The 18,649-nt window shown below is 62.7% G+C and carries 22 protein-coding genes and 1 tRNA gene; 8 read left to right on the top strand and 15 right to left on the bottom strand.

What is annotated here, in order from left to right:
* Window positions 1-44: 44 nt before the first annotated feature.
* From K3179_RS06875 to K3179_RS06860, 4 genes are read right to left on the bottom strand one after another with little or no spacing between them, the layout of a single operon-like run.
* On the bottom strand, window positions 45-458 hold the full coding sequence (locus tag K3179_RS06875; protein WP_221563382.1) for a protein tyrosine phosphatase family protein: 414 nt from the start codon (window positions 456-458) through the stop codon (window positions 45-47).
* Window positions 455-874, bottom strand: a complete 420-nt coding sequence (locus tag K3179_RS06870; RefSeq protein WP_221563379.1) for a DUF6691 family protein — start codon at window positions 872-874, stop codon at window positions 455-457. The genes K3179_RS06875 and K3179_RS06870 overlap by 4 nt, the downstream gene beginning before the upstream one ends.
* A complete protein-coding gene (locus tag K3179_RS06865; RefSeq protein WP_221563378.1) occupies window positions 871-1,332 on the bottom strand; it encodes a YeeE/YedE family protein in 462 nt (153 codons plus the stop codon). The genes K3179_RS06870 and K3179_RS06865 overlap by 4 nt, the downstream gene beginning before the upstream one ends.
* A complete protein-coding gene (locus tag K3179_RS06860; protein ID WP_221563376.1) occupies window positions 1,329-2,261 on the bottom strand; it encodes an MBL fold metallo-hydrolase in 933 nt (310 codons plus the stop codon). Before K3179_RS06860 ends, K3179_RS06865 begins: the two co-directional genes overlap by 4 nt.
* Before the next feature lie 72 nt (window positions 2,262-2,333).
* Here K3179_RS06860 and K3179_RS06855 point away from each other — a divergent pair, with 72 nt between their 5' ends.
* Window positions 2,334-2,990 carry a peroxiredoxin gene (locus tag K3179_RS06855; protein WP_221563374.1) on the top strand — a complete coding sequence of 219 codons (657 nt, stop codon included), beginning with the start codon at window positions 2,334-2,336 and terminating at the stop codon, window positions 2,988-2,990.
* Window positions 2,987-3,325 carry an ArsR/SmtB family transcription factor gene (locus K3179_RS06850; protein ID WP_221563372.1) on the top strand — a complete coding sequence of 113 codons (339 nt, stop codon included), beginning with the start codon at window positions 2,987-2,989 and terminating at the stop codon, window positions 3,323-3,325. The genes K3179_RS06855 and K3179_RS06850 overlap by 4 nt, the downstream gene beginning before the upstream one ends.
* 64 nt (window positions 3,326-3,389) lie before the next feature.
* Here the strand turns inward: K3179_RS06850 and K3179_RS06845 are convergent.
* Window positions 3,390-3,475 (bottom strand) — tRNA-Leu (locus K3179_RS06845).
* A 172-nt stretch (window positions 3,476-3,647) separates the two neighbouring features.
* Between K3179_RS06845 and K3179_RS06840 the strand changes: the two genes are divergently transcribed.
* Window positions 3,648-4,598, top strand: a complete 951-nt coding sequence (locus K3179_RS06840) for a complex I NDUFA9 subunit family protein (protein WP_221563363.1) — start codon at window positions 3,648-3,650, stop codon at window positions 4,596-4,598.
* Between the two features lies 1 nt (window position 4,599).
* On the opposite strand, the gene K3179_RS06835 is transcribed toward K3179_RS06840, so the two are convergent.
* The gene (locus K3179_RS06835; protein WP_221563354.1) at window positions 4,600-5,466 is read right to left on the bottom strand and encodes a dienelactone hydrolase family protein; all 867 of its coding nucleotides are present in this window, start codon (window positions 5,464-5,466) and stop codon (window positions 4,600-4,602) included.
* Window positions 5,467-5,595: 129 nt separating this feature from the next.
* Between K3179_RS06835 and K3179_RS06830 the strand changes: the two genes are divergently transcribed.
* Entirely contained in the window at window positions 5,596-7,743 is a 2,148-nt protein-coding gene (locus tag K3179_RS06830; protein WP_247712901.1) for a PQQ-dependent dehydrogenase, methanol/ethanol family, read from the top strand.
* Here K3179_RS06830 and purU read toward each other — a convergent pair whose 3' ends face one another.
* Window positions 7,744-8,598, bottom strand: a complete 855-nt coding sequence (gene purU / locus K3179_RS06825; RefSeq protein WP_221563349.1) for a formyltetrahydrofolate deformylase — start codon at window positions 8,596-8,598, stop codon at window positions 7,744-7,746. It lies immediately after the preceding gene.
* A 143-nt stretch (window positions 8,599-8,741) separates the two neighbouring features.
* A complete protein-coding gene (locus K3179_RS06820; RefSeq protein WP_221563347.1) occupies window positions 8,742-10,391 on the bottom strand; it encodes a YadA-like family protein in 1,650 nt (549 codons plus the stop codon).
* Window positions 10,392-10,660: 269 nt separating this feature from the next.
* On the opposite strand from K3179_RS06820, the gene K3179_RS06815 reads away from it, so the two are divergent.
* Window positions 10,661-10,948: a MarR family winged helix-turn-helix transcriptional regulator gene (locus K3179_RS06815; RefSeq protein ID WP_221563345.1), complete on the top strand. Its 288-nt coding sequence runs from the start codon at window positions 10,661-10,663 to the stop codon at window positions 10,946-10,948.
* Between the two features lie 62 nt (window positions 10,949-11,010).
* On the opposite strand, the gene K3179_RS06810 is transcribed toward K3179_RS06815, so the two are convergent.
* The 4 genes from K3179_RS06810 to K3179_RS06795 form a co-directional block, all read right to left on the bottom strand.
* Window positions 11,011-12,027, bottom strand: a complete 1,017-nt coding sequence (locus K3179_RS06810) for an NAD(P)H-dependent flavin oxidoreductase (RefSeq protein WP_221563343.1) — start codon at window positions 12,025-12,027, stop codon at window positions 11,011-11,013.
* A 65-nt stretch (window positions 12,028-12,092) separates the two neighbouring features.
* Window positions 12,093-13,265, bottom strand: coding sequence for a formate-dependent phosphoribosylglycinamide formyltransferase (gene purT / locus K3179_RS06805; protein WP_221563341.1), 1,173 nt, complete (start codon window positions 13,263-13,265; stop codon window positions 12,093-12,095).
* A 7-nt stretch (window positions 13,266-13,272) separates the two neighbouring features.
* A complete protein-coding gene (locus tag K3179_RS06800; RefSeq protein ID WP_221563339.1) occupies window positions 13,273-13,461 on the bottom strand; it encodes a hypothetical protein in 189 nt (62 codons plus the stop codon).
* 83 nt (window positions 13,462-13,544) lie between these two features.
* Complete coding sequence (locus tag K3179_RS06795) at window positions 13,545-14,825, bottom strand: aspartate kinase (protein WP_425594739.1); 1,281 nt, start codon at window positions 14,823-14,825, stop codon at window positions 13,545-13,547.
* 53 nt (window positions 14,826-14,878) lie between these two features.
* Here K3179_RS06795 and ubiG point away from each other — a divergent pair, with 53 nt between their 5' ends.
* Together ubiG and K3179_RS06785 are read left to right on the top strand one after the other, a co-directional pair.
* Window positions 14,879-15,637, top strand: coding sequence for a bifunctional 2-polyprenyl-6-hydroxyphenol methylase/3-demethylubiquinol 3-O-methyltransferase UbiG (ubiG, locus tag K3179_RS06790; RefSeq protein WP_221563337.1), 759 nt, complete (start codon window positions 14,879-14,881; stop codon window positions 15,635-15,637).
* Window positions 15,638-15,687: 50 nt separating this feature from the next.
* Window positions 15,688-15,855 (top strand): hypothetical protein, encoded by a 168-nt coding sequence (locus tag K3179_RS06785; protein WP_160595685.1) that lies wholly within the window; start codon window positions 15,688-15,690, stop codon window positions 15,853-15,855.
* Here the strand turns inward: K3179_RS06785 and K3179_RS06780 are convergent.
* The 3 genes from K3179_RS06780 to K3179_RS06770 form a co-directional block, all read right to left on the bottom strand.
* Window positions 15,849-16,196, bottom strand: coding sequence for an ArsC family reductase (locus K3179_RS06780; RefSeq protein WP_221563335.1), 348 nt, complete (start codon window positions 16,194-16,196; stop codon window positions 15,849-15,851). The two genes, K3179_RS06785 and K3179_RS06780, sit on opposite strands and share 7 nt — an antisense overlap.
* Window positions 16,197-16,315: 119 nt before the next feature.
* A complete protein-coding gene (gene ruvC / locus K3179_RS06775; RefSeq protein WP_221563333.1) occupies window positions 16,316-16,798 on the bottom strand; it encodes a crossover junction endodeoxyribonuclease RuvC in 483 nt (160 codons plus the stop codon).
* 108 nt (window positions 16,799-16,906) lie between these two features.
* Window positions 16,907-17,653, bottom strand: coding sequence for a YebC/PmpR family DNA-binding transcriptional regulator (locus tag K3179_RS06770; RefSeq protein WP_090476550.1), 747 nt, complete (start codon window positions 17,651-17,653; stop codon window positions 16,907-16,909).
* Between the two features lie 239 nt (window positions 17,654-17,892).
* Between K3179_RS06770 and K3179_RS06765 the strand changes: the two genes are divergently transcribed.
* On the top strand, window positions 17,893-18,603 hold the full coding sequence (locus tag K3179_RS06765) for a DUF4136 domain-containing protein (protein ID WP_247712900.1): 711 nt from the start codon (window positions 17,893-17,895) through the stop codon (window positions 18,601-18,603).
* Window positions 18,604-18,649: the final 46 nt, after the last annotated feature.

The raw sequence follows: 18,649 nt of genomic DNA, 5'->3' as shown, positions 1-18,649 counted from the left end.
CCCCGCAGAACCCCCGCCGATCACAACAACCTGATGGGATTGTCTCAATTCAGCTGCCCTTTGATGGCGGAAAGATCGTAGCCGGCGGCGATCGCCCGCTGGATGCGTTCCGCGGGGCTTACGCCGTCAGGGTCGGCGAGAGTATCCAGCGTGATCGAGCGAGTGCCGGTCCGACAGAAAGCGAGGATGGGACCTTCCGTGCCGCGCCTGACCGCGCGGAAAGCCGCCACCGCACCGTCGGGAAAATTGCCGCCGGAGACGGGGATATGATGGAAGGCCATGCCCTGCTCTTCGGCAGCGCGCCTCATGGCCGCCACTTCGGGCTGGCCTTCTTCCTCGCCGTCGGGCCGGTTGCAGATCAGTGCGACGATCCCGCGCTGGCGCAACGCAGCGACGTCTTCCGGGCGGATTTGCGGAGCGACCGCAAATTCGGGGGTCACCTCGAAAATTTCCATCATGCGTTTCCTTCGACCAGCCGGACAAGGAACATGCCCGCCAGCATCGAAACGACGAAGATAGCCGCGCTTGCCGGTTCGATTACCAGCGCCGCGATGCCCGGCCCCGGACACAGTCCGGCTATCCCCCAGCCGACCCCGAACAGGGCAGACCCGCCGATCAGCCGTCCGGTGAGGTCGCTACGGTCTGGAAGGGAGAACTTCTCCGCGAACAGCGGGTGCGCCATGTGCTCGCGAAAGCGCCAGGCGATCGCCATGACGATGACGGCTCCGCCCATGACGAAGGCCAGGGTAGGGTCCCAGTCACCGAATATATCGAGGAAGCCGCGAACGCGTGCCGGATCTGTCATACCGCCCAGCGCGAGACCCGCACCGAACAGCGAACCGGACACCAGCGGGGGAAGGAGACGGCGCATCATGGCAGCACCTCCAGGCCGGCGGCATTCATGATCGCGACGGTGGCGATGCCGGCCGCCATGAATGTCAGCGTTGCGACGATAGACCGCTGCGAAAGGCGGCTGACACCGCAAACGCCATGCCCGCTGGTGCAACCGCTGCCGAGCCGCGTACCCACTCCGACGAGCAGGCCGGCAACGATCAGGAACACCGGGCTGGCGAAGCTGGGCTCCATCCCGCCCGAGGCGATAGCGACGATAGCGGCACCGACCGGCAAGCCGATCAGGAACATCCAGGCGCTCGATGTGGACATGCCGCTGTCGCTAATGCCCGTGGCCCGCGCCGCGATGCCGGAGACGCCCGCGATCCGGCCAGCGCCGAGCAACATCAGGGCCGCCGCCAGGCCGATGAGGATGCCCCCGAACAGGCCGTCCATCGGTGCCGCATCGGGAAATGCGGAGAGTGTGAAGCCCGCAATCATACCGCGTTCACCGGTATCTTGATGTAGCTTACACCATTCTCTTCGGGCTCCGGCAGACGCCCGCCGCGGATATTCACCTGCACCGAAGGCATGATGAGCGTCGGCATCGCGAGTGTCCTGTCGCGCGAGGTCCGCATCTGGACGAACTCATCCTCGCTCACGCCGTCCTTCACATGGACATTCTCCGTGCGCTGCTGGCCGACGGTGGTCTCCCACGCATATTCGTCACGTCCCGGCGCCTTGTAGTCGTGGCACAGGAACAGACGCGTGTCGTCGGGCAGCGAAAGCAGGCGGCGGATCGACTGGAATAGCTGCCGCGCATCGCCGCCCGGGAAGTCGGCCCGCGCGGTGCCGAAGTCGGGCATGAAGATCGTGTCCCCCACGAATGCCGCGTCACCGATGATGAACGCCATGTCGGCAGGAGTGTGGCCGGGCACGTGCAGCGCAATGCCTTCGATTTCACCCAGCTTGAACGTCTCGCCGTCGGTAAACAGGTGATCGAACTGCGATCCGTCGCGCTCGAAGTCGGTGCCGGCGTTGAACAGTTTGCCGAAAACTTCCTGCACGCGGACGATTTCCGCGCCGATGGCCAGTCTGCCACCGAGCTTTTCCTGCAAATACGGCGCTGCCGAAATGTGGTCGGCATGCGCATGCGTTTCGATCAGCCAAGTCACTTTCAGATTATTAGAAGTGACGTATTCGACAATCCGATCCGCAGAGCCATAGGAGGTGCGCCCCGCCGCAGCCTCGTAATCGAGGACCGAGTCGATAATCGCAGCCTCGCAGCTTACCGGGTCATGGACGACGTAGCTTACGGTGAACGTAGCCTCGTCGAAAAAGCCCGCAATCGAGGGGCGAAGTGACTTCTCGGCCCGGGCACGATTGATTTGATCGGTCGCGGCCTGCCGGGCCTTGTCGGCGTTAGACATTGCCAAACTCCATTGTTTACGTAAATTGTGTATATGAATTGCTTTTCGGGAGTCAAGTGCTAGGAAGTTCTGATGAGCGTTGACACAAACCTGCCTCAGGCAATCGGCGGCCTCCGCATTGGCGATTACGCGCCGGATTTCGAAGCGCGGAGCACGGCGGGACCTGTGCGCCTGAAGGAGTTCCGCAAGCGCTGGCTCGTCCTGTTTTCCCACCCGGCGGATTTCACGCCCGTCTGCACGACCGAGTTCGTGGAGCTGGCCCGCAACGCGACGGAATTCGAGCAGCGCGATTGCGCCCTCATGGCGCTGTCGGTCGACAGCCTCTTTTCGCATTTCGCATGGTTGCGCATGATCCGCGACCGCTTCGGTGTCGAAGTGCGCTTTCCGATCGTCGAAGACCCTACGCTCGTCATCGGGCGTGCGTTCGGCATGGTCGCGCCGCAGGACAATGACAGCGCCACAGTCCGTTCGACCTTCTTCATCGATCCGAAAGGGGTGGTCAGGGCGATGACGTGCTACCCGGCGAATATGGGGCGTTCTATCCCCGAAATGCTGCGCATGCTCGATGCCCTGCAGGCGATCGATACCCATGATGGCCTGGCGCCGGCCAACTGGTCGCCGGGCGAACCGCTGCTCCAGCCCCCGACCCACGATCTCGACGTTGTCTTCAACTACGAAGGCGAGACGGACTGGTTCCTTCGCGACGCTCCGAAAAAGGGCACGGTATGAGCGACGACGCACCGATCGAGGAACTCAAGGCGATCGCCCACCCGCTGCGCTTCCGCATCCTGCAAATCTTGCGGGAAGGCGAACTCAACGTCGGCGAGATCGAACAATCCTCCGGCATCGGGCAGCCGGCATTATCGCAGCAACTGAGCGTACTTCGCAAAGCGGGACTGGTGGACACGCGCAAGGAAGCGAAGCTCGTCTTCTACAGCCTCGACACAGACCGCCTCGCGGAACTGGCAGCCCTGATCGGGGGCACGCATACGGCCGACAATAACGCGCCACACCCCCGCCGCACCCCCGCGCCGGGAGTAGCCAACTTCGCACGACTGTCCTGACCGGCGAACGCCATCAGCGAAGAGCCATTTGGCCCAGTCGCTGCGATCTGCTGACGTCGAGAAATGGTGCCAGAAGAGGACTCGAACCTCCACGCCCTTGCGAGCGCCGCCACCTGAAGACGGTGCGTCTACCAATTCCGCCATCTGGGCACACTTTGCACGACCGGTCATCCTTCGCCGGTCCGCAGGTAGGAGCGCGCCACTAGCGAAGGGGGGCGATTCTTGTCAACTGCAATCGCGCTTCTTGGAACGCTTGCAGGTGCGCGCAGGTTGTGGCTAGGGGCGCAACACGAATTCTAGACCGGAAAAGACAGGCATCGAAATGGCAAAAGACAGCGCACTGAACGGCAAGCTGGTAGTGCTGATGGGCGGAAGCGGCTTCATCGGCAATTACGTGGCGCAGGCGCTGCTCGAGCGCGGTGCGCGGGTGCGGATCGCCAGTCGCAATCCCGAAAAGGCATTCAAGCTCAAACCGCTCGCCAATCTGGGCCAGATGCAGTTCGCCCGCTGCGATGCAACCAATCGCCGCAGTGTCGAACAGTGCATCGAAGGCGCCGATGCCGTGGTCAATCTGGTCGGTTCGTTCGAAGGCAATCTGCGCACGCTCATGGGCGAAGCGCCTGGCTGGATGGCCGAAGCTGCAGCCAAGGAAGGCGCGAGCGCATTCGTCCACATCAGCGCGATCGCGGCAGAGCCCGACGAGGACACTTCGAACGACTATGCGGCGGCAAAATGCCTCGGTGAAAAGCGCGTCTTCGAAGCTTTCCCCAATGCAACGGTCCTGCGCCCCTCTATCCTTTTCGGCAAGGACGACAATTTCCTGAACATGTTCGGGAAGCTGATCTCGACCTTGCCTGTCCTTCCCGTTTTCGGGCCGGATTCCGAACTTCAGGTGGTCTATGTCGACGATGTCGCCGAAGCCGTTGCGCGCACTCTCGAAGACCCCGCAAACTTCGGCGGGAAGACTTTCGAGCTCGGCGGCCCGGAAAAGCTGACCATGCTGGAAATCCATCGCCGGATTGCCGAAGCGCAGCGCCGCAAGCGCACCTTCCTGCCGATGCCCGATCCGCTTTCCGCCACCTTTGCCGCGCTTCCCGGCACGCCGATGAGCAGCGACCAGTGGAACCTGCTGGCGCAGGGCAACACGGTTTCAGGCGAATTTCCCGGCTTCTCCAAGCTTGGCATCGAGCCCAAGCCGCTCGGCCTGTTCCTCGACAAGTGGATGACCCGCTATCGCAAGCATGGCCGCTTTGCCGAACGGCTGAGCGCCTAGGCTACAGGGCCTCTTTGTAGAGGGCCAGCAAGCGCGACCAGGCGCGCTCGGCCTGTTCTTGGTCGTAGGCGGGTGAATCCGGCACGCACCAGCCGTGATCGGCCGGGTACACTTCAATTTCGGTCCGGTTTTTCACATCCCGAGCGGCGGCACGCAGCGCCGTTTTCGCATTCGGCTGCTCGGCATCGTCATCCTGCGAAATGGCGATGAGATAATGGCCGTCGTCCTGCAGCAGGCGGTGCGGGCTGAATTCGCCGTCTCGCACGAGGCCGCCGCCGTGAAAGCTTGCCCCGGCTAAGATCATGTCGTCAGACCACGGACCCATCACGGCAAAGCTGCCGGTCATGCAGTAACCTTGGACGCCTACGCCCCGGTCGGGTTGGACCACGGCCTGTTCCTGGAGCCATGCAGCGCAGGCGGCATTGTCGCGCCGGATGGTTTCGTGATCGAAGCGGGCGCGCCAGGGCTTTACCTTGTCCCAGCCGCCGTTTCCGGCAAAGTCCGCGAAATCCTCGAATTGCTGGCCCGCCACATCGCGATAGTAGGGGTTGGCCAGAAGGACCGCGTACCCTGCCTCGGCAAGGCGAACCGCCATGAGGCGCTTGGCCGGCCTGATACCGGCGATGTCTGGCCAGAAGATGACCGAAGGGTGTGTGCCGCTGGACGGATGGAAGAACTCCCCGTCCATGGTTCCGTCAGGAGTGGCGAAACTGACGGTGCTGCGCATGACGATATCATCGGCCGCGTCCTCACCCGCCGGATTCATCGAGGTGCAGGCAGCTGCAGTGCCGGCGAGCGCCCCGGCACCGAACGTCCGCCGGGAAATTCCGCCCCTCGCCCATTGAGCCAAGCGTTCCTGATCACACATTGCAGTCTCTCCTCTACCCCGTCCGCGTACCAACCTAGCCCAGTCCTCGCGATGGACAAGGCCTGAGATCGGAGGCAGGATGCAATCGGGTTGAGCGGTCCGGGAAGACCGATGAGGGAGAGAGTAGCGATGAGATACGGTTTGGCGGCTGCGGCCGCGCTGCTGCTTGCGTCGTGCAATTCGGCGGAGAACGAGGGCGGCATCGACGCGATGCGCCTGGTCAATGCGGACCAGGACGCGGCCAACTGGATCAGCCACGGCCGCACCTATTCCGAACAACGCTTCTCCCCGCTTGACCAGATCAACCGCGAAACCGTCTCGGATCTCGGGCTTGCCTGGTTCGTGGATATGGATACCGCACGGGGGCAGGAAGCCACGCCGCTCGTAATGGATGGCAAGCTTTACGTGACAACCGCGTGGAGCAAGGTTTTCGCTTTCGATGCCGCCACGGGCGAGCCGCTGTGGAGCTACGATCCGCAGGTTCCCGGCGAAACCGGCGTGAAGGCCTGCTGCGATGTCGTGAACCGCGGCCTCGCTGCATGGGGCGACAACCTCTATCTCGGCACGCTCGACGGGCGCCTCGTCGCGCTCGACCGCGAAACAGGAAAGGTCGCTTGGGAAAAAGTGACTGTCGACCAGTCGAAGAGCTACACCATTACCGGTGCCCCCCGCGTCATCGACGGCAAGGTGCTCATCGGCAACGGCGGGGCCGAGTTCGGCGTGCGCGGCTATATCGCCGCTTATGACGCGGCGGACGGCGATGAGCTGTGGCGGTTCTATACTGTGCCCGGCGGCAAAGGCGGCGAGGAGCCGGAATATCTGAAGGCGGCCGCCGAAACCTGGAGCGGCGACGTGCTCGGCAGCGAGGACGGCATCGGCGGCGGGGGCACGGTGTGGGATTCGATGGCCTACGATCCGGAACTCGACCTGCTGTATTTCGGGGTCGGCAACGGAAGCCCTTGGAACCGCGCCTACCGCAGCCCCGGCCCCGACGGAAAAGGCGAGGGAGACAATCTCTACCTCTCTAGCATCGTCGCCATCCGGCCCGACACAGGCGACTATGTCTGGCACTACCAGACGACCCCTGGCGAGACCTGGGATTACACCGCTACGCAGCACATCATCCTCGCCGACATGGAGATCGACGGGCGCGAGCGGCAGGTCCTGATGCAGGCCCCCAAAAACGGCTATTTCTATGTCTTGGACCGCGCGACGGGCGAATTCCTGTCCGCCAAGCCTTATATCCCCCAGAACTGGTCGACCGGAATGTCCGAGGATGGCCGTCCCATCATGAACCCGGAAACGCGGGTCGATATCACCGGAGAACCTGCGCTGGTCATGCCCGGTCCGCTCGGCGGGCATAACTGGCACCCGATGGCGTATCACCCGGACGAGAATCTCGTCTACATTCCGGCATTCGAAGCCGCGATGCTCTATGCGCCCGAAGCGAACTGGAAGCCTGACCGGGCACGCGGCTTCAATGTCGGATTCGATCTGGGCGCAGGCGACCTGCCGCCCGACCTTGGCATCCGGCGCGAAGTCCAGGGCACGATCAGCGGCAAGCTGCTGGCCTGGGACCCGGTGGCGCAAGAAGTGCGCTGGGAGGTCGAACATCCCGGACCGTGGAACGGCGGGCTTCTGGCAACCGGCGGCGGACTGGTATTCCAAGGCAACTCGGGCAGCGAATTTGCCGCATACAATTCTGCCACGGGCGACAAGCTCTGGAGTTTCGCCGCGCAAACCGGGGTGGTTGCACCGCCGATGACCTATACCGTCAATGGCGAGCAATATGTCGCCGTGCTGGCAGGCTGGGGCGGCGCTTTCGCTCTGTCGGTGGACGGCGAACTTATCGATCAGATGAAGCCGGTACGAAACATCAGCCGGCTCCTGGTCTTCAAGCTGGGCGGAGAGGCACAGCTTCCTGCCGAGCCCGACTTCGCGCTCGCACCGCTCGATCCGCCGTTGTCGCGGGCGAGCGCCGAGACGATCGAACTGGGGCGTGCCAAATACGCGCGCTATTGTGCCGTATGCCACGCGCCTGCAGCAGTCGGGTCGACGGAATTGCCCGACCTGCGCCGCTCTGGTGCGCTCGAAAATCCGGCCGCCTGGCTGCAGATCGTCCATGGCGGTGCACTGCAGGATAACGGCATGGCCAGCTTTGCCGGTTCGCTCTCCGAGGACGAGATCGAAGCCATCCGCCAATATGTCATCAAGCGCGCCAACGAAGACAAGGCGATGGAAGCCGAGCGCGCGAAAACTCGGGTGGCGAAACGCTGATCAGCTGCGGAAGACGACCGTTCGCTTGCCGTTGAGGAGCACCCGTTCCTCAAGGTGCAGGCGGACGGCTTCCGCCAGCACACGGCTCTCGATTTCGCGCCCCTTCCTGACCAGCTCGTCGGGGCTGTCGGCATGGCTGATCGGTTCGGCCGACTGGTGGATGATTGGGCCTTCGTCGAGGTCTGCGGTCACGTAGTGCGCGCTCGCGCCGATCATCTTCACCCCGCGCTCGTAAGCCTGGTGATAGGGCTTGGCCCCCTTGAAACCCGGCAGGAATGAGTGGTGGATATTGATGCACCGCCCGGCGAAGTGCGCGGCCTGCTCGTCCGACAGGATTTGCATATAGCGCGCCAGGACCACCAGCTCCGCATCGCATTCATCGGCGATCCTGCGGACCTCGGCTTCCTGCGCGGCTTTCGTTTCGCGATTTATGGGTAGGTGGTGAAACGGTATCGAGCCGATATCGGTATGGCCGATAGCATCGCGCGGATGGTTCGAGACGATCGCCACCGGCTCCATCGGCAATTCGCCGATCCGCCATCTGTAAAGCAGGTCGGCGAGGCAATGATCGAACTTGCTGACCATTAGCAGCACCCGCCGCGGGCGGTCACGCAGCGCGAGTTTCCACTCCATTGCGAACTCTTCTGCGAGGGATGCGAAACCGGCGCGAAGCCTTTCTCGCTCCGCAGAGCCGGGGTCGAACTCGACCCGCATGAAGAAAGCATCCGAGCCCCGGTCGTTGAACTGCTGTGCTTCGAGGATATTCCCGCCGCTTTCGAACAGGAACGAGGCAACGCGCGCGGTAATCCCTGGTCGATCGGCGCAGGACAGGATCAGGACAAGAGGTTCGGACATGGGTCGCTTAATGATCGCGCTCCGGCCAGAGGACAAGCTGGAGTTCCTCGACGGCCTCAAAGCCACGCTTGTGACACCAAAAACGGCCCGGAGATCGCTCTCCGGGCCGCCTCGGTGTAGTCAGCCAATCAGACTGTTAGGAGTTACCAGCCGAAGATGATGCCGACACGGCCACCGACCTTGCCGTTCTTGTTCAGGCCGCCGCCGATACCGGCAGTGATCGCAACCTTGTCGCTGACACGGATGCCGGCGTTGGCTGCGATTGCGTTGGCACCTTCGTAGAAGCCGCCTGCAACCGACAGGTTGAAACGCGTGTCGGGCAGGAAGCCCATGCCGCCCAGTGCGATCGCCGTAGCGGTCGAGCTGGCGATACGGTCATCGAGCTGGTCGATGCGCGCTTCGACGAGATCGACGCGGCCGCCAATACCGTCAATCTGGCTCTGCAGGGCAGCGTCGCCAGCGATACGGGCGTTCTCTTCTGCGGTCAGCTGATCGAGCAACTGAGCGTCGGCAGCGGCACGCGCTTCCGATTCAGCGACGATCGCATCGGCGTTGGCGGTGATGCGCGTGTCGTATTCGACCAGCGTTTCTTCGACGACGGTGATGCGAGCCGAATTGTCGGCGATGTTCGCAGCGTTGGTCGCGATGTCTGCGGTGTTGGTCGAGATACGCTCTTCGTGATCGACCAGAGCAGCGATCACTTCGACTTCGGCATTAGTCTCATCAGCGCGCGGGTCGCCGAGAAGAGCCTGCGAAGCAGCAGCGATTGCAGCGTTCTGATTTTCGGCAGCCGGGACGAGAACGTCCTGAGCACGAGCGAAGGTGTTGGTCGCATCGTCGAGCGCGTCGAACTGAGCCTGCTCGACAACAGCCTGATCTGCTGCTGCAACGGCGTCGTTGCTGAGCGTGTTGAGGCCCGAAGCGTCGGCAGTGTAGCCAGCGTCGGTGATCGCGTCGACGAAGTCGGTGTTCGAAGCGAGCGAAGTATCGAGTGCCGTAAGGGCATCCGAGAAGTCATCGTTCGCAGCGACGGTCGCGGCAGCTGCGTCGTTGAACGCAGTCTGCGCAGCCGTGAGGTCTGCAGCGGCATCGTTGGCGACGGCCAGCGCGTCTGCACGGTCTTCCTCAGCAGCGTCCAGCGCGAGCTGTGCGTCAGCGCGGTCAGCCAGAGCGTCATTCAGAGCTGCGAGGTTCGCAGTGGTCTGGTTGGCGTCATAGTTGGCCTGGGCCGTGTCGACAGCATCCTGTGCGTCCGCCAGATCGGTCTGGGCAGCGCCGAGAGCGACGTTGGCTTCGGTCAGATCGTCAGCAGCCGCATCGAATGCGGTCTGTGCATCGGTCTGGGCAGCCAGTGCTTCCAGCTCAGCGGCCTGGGCGGCTTCGAGAGCGGCTTCGGTCGTTGCAACATCTTCGAATGCAGCGAGGTTGTCGTCGGTCAGCGTAGCTTCGACTGCAGTCTGGTCGGCAGCAAGCGTTTCAGCCGCGTCGTTGGCTGCATCGAGTTCTGCCTGGGCAGCCGTTACTTCGGCTTCGCTCGGAGCGGACTGCTCGATCTTTGTGTCGAGATTGTCGTAAGCGCCGTCACCGACACCCGACTGATCGAACTCTCCAGCACCGCGGTAATAATCCACATCGCCCGGCTCGGTGCAGTAGAGCGAGCCGTTCGTGTAACGGAAGCAAGTTTCGTCCGATGCCTGTGCGGCTGCGGGCGATGCAACCAGAAGCGCGCCCCCTGCGACGCTCGTCATCAGGCCGGCAACAGCTGCACGACCCGCAATATTCATAGTACGCATAAAGTAACCCCTCAAAAGGTATTTAACATTTATTAAACCAGGCGATCCGAGGACCCAGTTGACGTGGAGCTACGCGATTTGTAGGGGCATTCATATCGCTTTTGAGGTCTTATATTATATATACAAGATACACTTGTAGGCGTTTTATTCATATAATACTTGATGCAAATAATGGTTGGCATTTCGCTTTTCTGCGAATGCTTGGGGGCCATTAACAGATTTTGGTCGATGGTCGGGTGTATTTCCCGCGAATCGGAACGGGCGGGCAAGTGCAGAAACTATTAGAGAATTTTTCGAACGAGTTCGGTCGTTCGGGGGTCGAGGTGTTCACTATTGAGGGCAGGATTATTATCCATCTTCTCAACAACGGCAGTTCGCGCATCAAGGAATTGCTGCACGCCTCGGGTTCTTCTTATCGCGGCTTCTACCTCGCGATCGAACGCCTCAAGGCGAAAGGCCTAGTAACGGCGGACATCGACCCGAACGACAGGCGCGCGCGGCTCATCCGGCTGAACGAAATACCCGAACAGCTGCGGATGATGGAAACCGAATGCTGACCGCGCAGGGCCTCACCTAAGTCAGACCACCAACCGGATTGCCAGCAGGTTCGACCCAGGAGTTAGCGGCGCGAGAGCGCCTCTTCGCTCTGTGCCATGAGCTTTTCGATGATGTCCGCGACAGGCTCTTCCGCCTTGAGCATTCCGACCGACTGGCCCGCCATCAGGCTGCCGTTCTCGACATCGCCATCGATCACCGCACGGCGTAGGGCACCGGCCCAATAGTGTTCGATCTGGAGCTGCGCTTCTTCCATCGCGATTTCTTCGCGATCGAGGGTACCGGCGACTTCGCGCTGCTTGGCAGTGAATTCTTCCGTGCCCTTGTTCTTCAGTGCCCGCACCGGGATGACCGGCAGGCGCGCGTCGACCTGCACGCTTGCAACGGCGTCGCGCGCATTGGCGCGGAAGAAGGCCTTCTTGAAATCGGGATGGGCAATGCTTTCGCTGGCGCAGGCGAAGCGGGTGCCAAGTTGTACCCCTGCGGCGCCCATTTCGAGATAGCCTGCAATCGCCTGGCCGCGTCCGATGCCGCCTGCCACGAAGATGATGTGGTCCTCGGCCAGTTCGGGCAGCATTTCCTGCGCCAGCACGCTGGTCGATACCGGGCCGATATGGCCACCGGCTTCCATGCCCTCGATCACGAGTGCGTCCGCGCCCGAGCGCAGGAGCTTCTTCGCCAGGGCAAGCGTGGGGGCGAAGCAGATCACCTTGGCGGGATTGGTGCCGCCCTTGATGGCTTCCACGCTGCCCTTGGGCGGAATGCCACCGGCCAGCACAACATGGCTGACCCCTGCCTTGTCGCATACTTCGATGAGGTCGAAGAGCTGCGGATGCATGGTGATGAGGTTCACGCCGAACGGCTTGTCGGTCAGCTTTTGCGTCTCGGCAATCTCGGTTTCGAGCAATTCCGGCGTCATCGCGCCGCATGCAATAACGCCGAAGCCACCGGCGTTTGAAATGGCGGAAACGAGGTTTCGCTCCGACACCCAGCTCATCGCTCCGCACAGGATGGCGGTTTCGGATCCGAGGAAGTCGGCGCCGCGCTGCATCAGGCGGTCGGTCTTGGGATAGCTGCTCATGGCAAAAGCGCTTACGGCGCAAGCGCCCTTACGGCAAGCGGAGGTCCGCGCCTTTACGCAATGTTCTAACCGGCGGTGTCGCCGTAATGGATCCGCACCTTGGCCGCCGCATCGCGAGCCTTCCGCCGCGCTTCATCGGTATCGCCTGCCGTCGCCAGCGCCACGCCCATCCGGCGAAAGGGTCGACTGGTCGGCTTCGAGAAGATGCGCAGGTCCGTGCCGGGCTGGGAAAGGGCTTCTGCAAGGCCGCTATACGAAAGCGCATCGCTGTTCTGGCTCGCCAGAATGACCGCGCTGGCGGAGGGGCGCGCGCGCAATTGATCGGGCACCGGCAGACCAAGGATGGCGCGTGCGTGGAGGTCGAATTCGGTGAGGTTCTGGCTGACCAGCGTTACCATCCCCGTGTCATGCGGGCGGGGACTGAGTTCCGAGAAGATCACCTCCTCGCCCTTGACGAAGAACTCTACGCCGAACAGGCCGTGTCCACCCAGTTCATCGACCACGGTTCGCGCCATGTCCTGGGCTTTAGCGATCGCCACATCGCTCATAGGCGTAGGTTGCCAGCTCTCCTGGTAATCCCCGCGCTCTTGCCGGTGGCCGATCGGCGGGCAGAAGCTGACGCCACCTTTGTGCCGGATGGTCAGGAGAGTGATCTCGTAGTCGAAGTCGACGAACTGCTCGACGATCACGCGACTGCGGTCGCCGCGCATATTGGCGCAAGCGTAATCCCAGGCCGGCTCGAGCCCGTCGTCGTCGCGGACCGTGCTCTGGCCCTTGCCGGACGATGACATCACCGGCTTGATGACGCAGGGAAAGCCCGTGTGCTTTGCCGCCGCGCGCACCTCGTCGAGGTTCTTCGCATAGCGGTATTTCGAGGTCACGAGACCGAGATCGTGCGCCGCCAGGTCGCGGATCGCATCGCGGTTCATGGTCAGCTGCGCCGCCCTGGCGGAAGGCACGACGTTGAAACCCTCTTCCTCCAGTTCTGCAAGGACCGAAGTGCGAATGGCTTCGATCTCCGGAACGATGTAATCCGGCCGGTGCCTTTCGGCCGCGTCTCGCAGCTTCTCGCCATCGAGCATCGAGAAGACCTCGCGCGCATCGGCAAGCTGCATTGCGGGTGCATCGTCATAGGCATCGCAGGCCACGACATAAGCCCCGAGGCGCTTCGCGGAGATGACGAATTCGCGGCCCAGTTCGCCGGAGCCGAGAAGGAGGATCTTTGCTGTATGGCTCATTTCACGCTCACCTGTTGCGGCGCCCTCCCCCACCGGGCCAGCGCGAATTACGGCGCAGTTGGTAATGGAAGACGAGCGCAGTGACAAAGGCCGCGACGAACATGAGAATTGCGGCCACGCCGATCTCTTCCATCACCTCCCGATTGCTCGCTTCCGCATACTCCCCGCCTCGAAACCGGAGCAGGACGGCAATCACTCCCGCTCCGCAAAAGACCGCATAGGCCCGCCAAGTGCTTCGGACGATGGCACTCCACCCGTCAGCTACCTTGCGAATCCTATTCACGCAGCCTCGTCGTCCGCGTCGAGGCCATAGGCGGTATGCAGGACGCGAACGGCGAGTTCGGTCTCGTCTTCGTCGATCAGCACGCTGACCTTGATCTCCGAAGTCGTGATCGCCTGGATGTTGATCCCGCGATCCGCGAGCGCCTTGAACATGGTGCTGGCAACGCCTGCGTGGCTTTTCATGCCGACACCCACGACGCTGATCTTGGCGATCTTGCTGTCGGTGATGAGGCGATTGAACCCGATGTCGTCGCGCTTGTCTTCCAGCAGCGCCTGAGCCCTTGCAAGGTCGGCCTGCGGGACGGTGAAGGTAACGTCGGTCTCGCCCTTGTCGCGGCCCACGTTCTGGATGATCATGTCGACATTGATCGCCGCCTTTGCCAGCGGGTCGAAGATATGCGCCACGGCACCCGGCTTGTCGGGCACTCGGGTGAGGATGATCTTGGCCTCGTTCTTGTCATGCGCGATGCCGGTTACGTGCTGGCGTTCCATTTCGCCCTTCTCCACCAAGATATTCATTTCCTCTTCCGACACGATCATCGTGCCGGGGAGTTCGTCTGCCGGAATGGCGTCGTCGCCTACGAAGCTGGAGAGGACCTGCACGCGCACGCCCTCTTTCATCGCGAGGCCGACGCTGCGGGTCTGGAGGACCTTTGCCCCCACGCTCGCCAGCTCGAGCATTTCTTCATAGGTCACGGCCTTGAGCTTGCGGGCCTTGGCCACGATCCTGGGATCGGTCGTGTAGACGCCGTCGACATCGGTGTAGATATCGCACCGGTCCGCGTTCACCGCAGCGGCGATTGCGACCGCGCTGGTGTCCGACCCGCCGCGGCCCATGGTCGTGATACGGCCGTCCTCCGAAACCCCCTGGAAACCCGGGATGACGGCAATCTGTCCTGTCTCCATCGCCGAGGTGAGAGCTTCGGCATCGATGGCTTCAACCCTTGCCTTCGCATGCGCTTCGACGGTGCGGACCGGAAGCTGCCAGCCGAGCCAGCTGCGCGCGTCGCAGCCGAGCGATTGCAGGGTGAGAGCGAGTAGTCCGCTCGTCACTTGCTCGCCGCTCGCCACGACGACGTCGTATTCGGCCGGGTCGTAGAGCGGGTTCGCTTCGCGGCAGAAATTGACCAGGCGATCGGTCTCGCCTGCCATCGCACTGACCACCACGGCGACCTGGTTGCCACCGGCAGCCTGTTTGCGCACGAGGTTGGCGACGCGCCTGATGCGCTCCGTCCCCGCCATCGAGGTGCCGCCGAATTTCATCACGATACGGGCCAAGCGGATGTCTCTCCGTGCTGGAATGCGTGGGCTATGGCTGCTAGCCACCCCTTATGAGTGATGCAACAACCGACACGCCAAGCAATACTTCAGGCGGCCAAACGATCCGGCCCGAAGAGGCCGCACATTTCGGCAGACTGGCGCGGGACTGGTGGGACCCGAAGGGTTCGTCCGCCATGCTGCACAAGCTCAATCCGGTGCGCCTCCAGTTCCTGCGCGATGCGATCGACGTGCACTGGGCCGGAGATGTCCGCAATGCGCGTCCGCTAGCGGGCAAGAGCGCGCTCGACGTCGGCTGCGGCGCAGGCCTGCTGTGCGAGCCGCTGGCGCGCATGGGCGCGCAGGTTACGGGCGTAGATGCAGCGCCCGAAAACGTGGCTGCGGCCAGCGTTCATGCCGAGGGCGTTGGCCTCGATATAAGGTACATGGCGGGCGAGATCGGATCACTCGACATCGGGAAGTTCGACCTCGTCACCGCGATGGAGGTGATCGAGCATGTGGCCGACAAGGCGGCTTTCGTGCGCGAGCTGGCAGCGCGCCTTGCCGATGACGGCCTCATGGTCCTGTCGACCCCCAACCGCACGCCGCAATCGCGCCTGCTTATGATCGGCGCGGCGGAGGGCCTCGGCATGATCCCCAAGGGCACCCACCACTGGGACGACTTCATCACGCCCGAGGAGCTCGGCGACCTGCTGTCCGAGGCAGGTCTTTCCATGGGCGAGCCGCGCGGTATCGGCTATTCCCCGATGAAAGGCCTCCACCTTTCCGGCGATACGGCGCTCAATTACATCGTGACCGCGCGCAAGGCCTGAGGGTCAGCATTAACCTGATCTTTAGGATAGGCGGGTAGCCTGTCGCGACCATGATCAAGAAACTTCTCCTCGGCGGTGCGATCGTGCTTGGCCTGATTTACGGTTCGGGCAGCAACCTCGGCGCGGTCAAGCGCCAGATCACCGGCACGGCGAACGACAATGCGCGCTCTGTGACGCAGAACGACAATGGCGGCTGGAGTAATTCCAGCGGCTATTGAAGCGCTGCCGCCCAGTCTTCTTCCCTGAAGCCGACCAATATGCCGCCCGCGTGTTCGGCGACGGGCCGTTTGATCATGCTCGGGTGCTCGGCCATCAGCGCGATCGCCTTTTCGCGGTCGATATCGGCCTTCGCTTCATCGTCCAGCTTGCGAAAGGTGGTGCCGCGCTTGTTGAGCAGCACCTCCCAGCCCACCGCGTCCGACCATGAGGCGAGCTTTGCCGGGTCGGCGCCTTCCTTCTTGTAGTCGTGAAAGCTGTAATCGATCGACTGCGCGTCGAGCCACTTTCGGGCTTTCTTGACGGTGTCGCAATTGGGGATGCCGTAAAGCTGGATGGTCACGATGCCTGTCCTACAGAGTGGAACACATGGAACACGGTCCGGGCGGAAAATCCGCCGGAGGCCGCAAAGCGCCCGTTTCGGGCGGATATGAGGGGTTCAGGCACGCTCATGCCAAGGGCCTAGCGCGAGGGCGTCGTGTAGGAAAGGTGCGCATCGGCAATCGCGACCGCCAGCGCATCGGCGGCATCCGCGCCGGCCAGTTTCGCCCCCGGCAACAGCACTTTCAGCATGGCCTGGACCTGCGTCTTGTCGGCCCCGCCGGTCCCGACGACCGCCTTCTTGACCAGCCGCGCGGCATGCTCGTTCACCTCAAGCCCCGCCCCGCCGCAGGCCGCCAGCACGGCCCCGCGTGCCTGCGCGAGCTTGAGGGTCGATTGCGCATTCTTGTTCGCGAAAACTTCTTCCACAGCGGCGCGATCGGGCGCGTATTCCGCAATGACGGCTTCGACCGAGGTGTGCAGCAGCGACAGCCGCCGCACCATCGGCGCCTTGGCATCGGTCGGGATCTGGCCGTTCGCGATATGCGTGATCCGGCTGCCGTCGACGCGGATCACGCCCCAACCCGTGCAGGACAGCGAGGGGTCTAGGCCGAGGATCAGCACGCCGTCACAACCCGATCATCCAGCCGAGCCGCCAGGCAATCGCCAGCAGGAATGCGCTGCCCAATATGATCGCGAGGATCCATTCGCGCAGCTTCACCGGACGACCGATCAGGCGTCCAGCTTGGCCATGACCTCGTCGGAGATTTCGTAATTGCCCCAGACGGTCTGGACATCGTCGTCATCGTCCAGCGTATCGATCAGCTTGAGCAGGGTCGATGCACCCTTCTCGTCCATTTCGACCGTGATGTTCGGCTTCCATGCAAGCTTCACGTTTTCCGCCTCGCCCAGCGACTTCTCGAGATCGCCCGCGACCTGGTGGAGATCGTCGGCGGCGGTCCAGATGGTGTGACCGTCGGCTGTGCTTTCGATGTCTTCCGCACCCGCTTCCATCGCGGCTTCGAGGACCTTGTCCTCGTCACCCGCGCTGGCGGGATATTCGATCAGTCCGAGCCGTTCGAAGCCGTGCTGGACGCTGCCCTCGGTGCCGAGGTTGCCGCCGTTCTTGCTGAAAGCGGTGCGCACGGCGGTGGCGGTGCGGTTGCGGTTGTCGGTCAGTGCCTCGACGATGATCGCGCTGCCGCCCGGGCCATAGCCTTCGTAACGGACTTCTTCGTAGTTCTCGCCGTCGGTGGCCGATGCCTTGTCGATCGCGCGCTGGATATTGTCCTTCGGCATCGACTGGCTCTTGGCAGCGTTCACCGCCAGGCGCAGGCGCGGGTTCATGTCCGGATCGGGCATGCCCATCTTGGCGGCCACGGTGATTTCGCGGCTCAGCTTGGAAAACAGGTTGGAGCGCTTCTTGTCCTGCGCGCCCTTGCGGTGCATGATGTTCTTGAATTTGGAATGGCCAGCCATGGCTCGTCTCTGCCTTACGCAAATTGGGATTTGTCGCGGCGACCCTTAGCCGCGTTGAGGGCCGTGCGACAACCCTCCAGCGCGATGCAACATAAGTGAATCCGGCCATTCAAAGCCGGTTCATGGCGTTTGGTATAGAAGTTGCTCTATTCACTGGCAGATTGTCTTGGGGAAAGGCGGGCTGCCCCATGATTCCCGTTTGGTGTATACGATGCACCAACGCGTGAAAGGACCAAGCTATGACTACCCGTAAACAGGGATTGGGGCGTAAGCTGAAGCTGGCCTCCGTACCGATGATCTTGGCAGGCCTGGCAGCCTGCGCCGCGCCTGCCTTCAAGGCCGACGTGACCCGTTTCGAAACCAGGATGCCCGCCCCGACCGGCGAAAGCTACTTCGTGGTTGCAGACGATCCGGCCCTTGCCGGCGGCCTGGAATTCTCGATGTATGCCGACCAGGTCGAAGCGCAGATGGAGCGCCTGGGCTATGCGCAGGCAGCATCGGCTGAAGACGCGACCCTGCTGGTACGCTTCGATTACGGCGTCGACAACGGCCGCGAGCGGGTGCGCTCGACCGGCTTCCACGATCCGTTCTATTCGCCGTGGTACGGCTATCGCGGACACCTGGGCTATGTCCGTCCGCGCTATTACCGCACCCGCGACGGGCGCATCTTCCGCACGAGCTATTACGGCAGCAGCTGGGGCTACGGCTTCAACGACCCGTGGTTCGGCGGCCCGGAAGTGCGCAGCTACACGGTCTATACCAGCGGTATCGACATGAAAATCGATCGCGCGGCGACGGGTGAGCGGCTGTTCGAAGGCAAGGCGCAGGCCCTGTCGACTTCGAACCGACTGCAGTACCTCGTGCCGAACCTGGTCGAAGCCATGTTCACGGACTTCCCCGGCAATTCGGGTGAGACCGTGCGCATCTCGGTCAAGCCGGAAGACCGGTAAGTGCTAGATCGCATGGAAGCGATATATAGATGAACCGGAAAGGGCG

This window comes from Qipengyuania intermedia (assembly GCF_019711615.1).
GTDB lineage: Bacteria > Pseudomonadota > Alphaproteobacteria > Sphingomonadales > Sphingomonadaceae > Qipengyuania > Qipengyuania intermedia.
The sequence above is the reverse complement of the archived record's forward strand: the minus strand, read 5'-3'. Positions and strand labels throughout refer to the sequence as shown.

Excerpts from the sequence above, each read along its gene's own strand:
- K3179_RS06875 (WP_221563382.1), bottom strand. The coding sequence starts at position 458 with ATGATGGAAATTTTCGAGGTGACCCCCGAATTTGCGGTCGCTCCGCAA.
- K3179_RS06870 (WP_221563379.1), bottom strand. The coding sequence starts at position 874 with ATGATGCGCCGTCTCCTTCCCCCGCTGGTGTCCGGTTCGCTGTTCGGT.
- K3179_RS06865 (WP_221563378.1), bottom strand. The coding sequence starts at position 1,332 with ATGATTGCGGGCTTCACACTCTCCGCATTTCCCGATGCGGCACCGATG.
- K3179_RS06860 (WP_221563376.1), bottom strand. The coding sequence starts at position 2,261 with ATGTCTAACGCCGACAAGGCCCGGCAGGCCGCGACCGATCAAATCAAT.
- K3179_RS06855 (WP_221563374.1), top strand. The coding sequence starts at position 2,334 with ATGAGCGTTGACACAAACCTGCCTCAGGCAATCGGCGGCCTCCGCATT.
- K3179_RS06850 (WP_221563372.1), top strand. The coding sequence starts at position 2,987 with ATGAGCGACGACGCACCGATCGAGGAACTCAAGGCGATCGCCCACCCG.
- K3179_RS06840 (WP_221563363.1), top strand. The coding sequence starts at position 3,648 with ATGGCAAAAGACAGCGCACTGAACGGCAAGCTGGTAGTGCTGATGGGC.
- K3179_RS06835 (WP_221563354.1), bottom strand. The coding sequence starts at position 5,466 with ATGTGTGATCAGGAACGCTTGGCTCAATGGGCGAGGGGCGGAATTTCC.
- K3179_RS06830 (WP_247712901.1), top strand. The coding sequence starts at position 5,596 with ATGAGATACGGTTTGGCGGCTGCGGCCGCGCTGCTGCTTGCGTCGTGC.
- purU (WP_221563349.1), bottom strand. The coding sequence starts at position 8,598 with ATGTCCGAACCTCTTGTCCTGATCCTGTCCTGCGCCGATCGACCAGGG.
- K3179_RS06820 (WP_221563347.1), bottom strand. The coding sequence starts at position 10,391 with ATGCGTACTATGAATATTGCGGGTCGTGCAGCTGTTGCCGGCCTGATG.
- K3179_RS06810 (WP_221563343.1), bottom strand. The coding sequence starts at position 12,027 with ATGAGCAGCTATCCCAAGACCGACCGCCTGATGCAGCGCGGCGCCGAC.
- purT (WP_221563341.1), bottom strand. The coding sequence starts at position 13,265 with ATGAGCCATACAGCAAAGATCCTCCTTCTCGGCTCCGGCGAACTGGGC.
- ubiG (WP_221563337.1), top strand. The coding sequence starts at position 14,879 with ATGAGTGATGCAACAACCGACACGCCAAGCAATACTTCAGGCGGCCAA.
- K3179_RS06785 (WP_160595685.1), top strand. The coding sequence starts at position 15,688 with ATGATCAAGAAACTTCTCCTCGGCGGTGCGATCGTGCTTGGCCTGATT.
- K3179_RS06770 (WP_090476550.1), bottom strand. The coding sequence starts at position 17,653 with ATGGCTGGCCATTCCAAATTCAAGAACATCATGCACCGCAAGGGCGCG.
- K3179_RS06765 (WP_247712900.1), top strand. The coding sequence starts at position 17,893 with ATGACTACCCGTAAACAGGGATTGGGGCGTAAGCTGAAGCTGGCCTCC.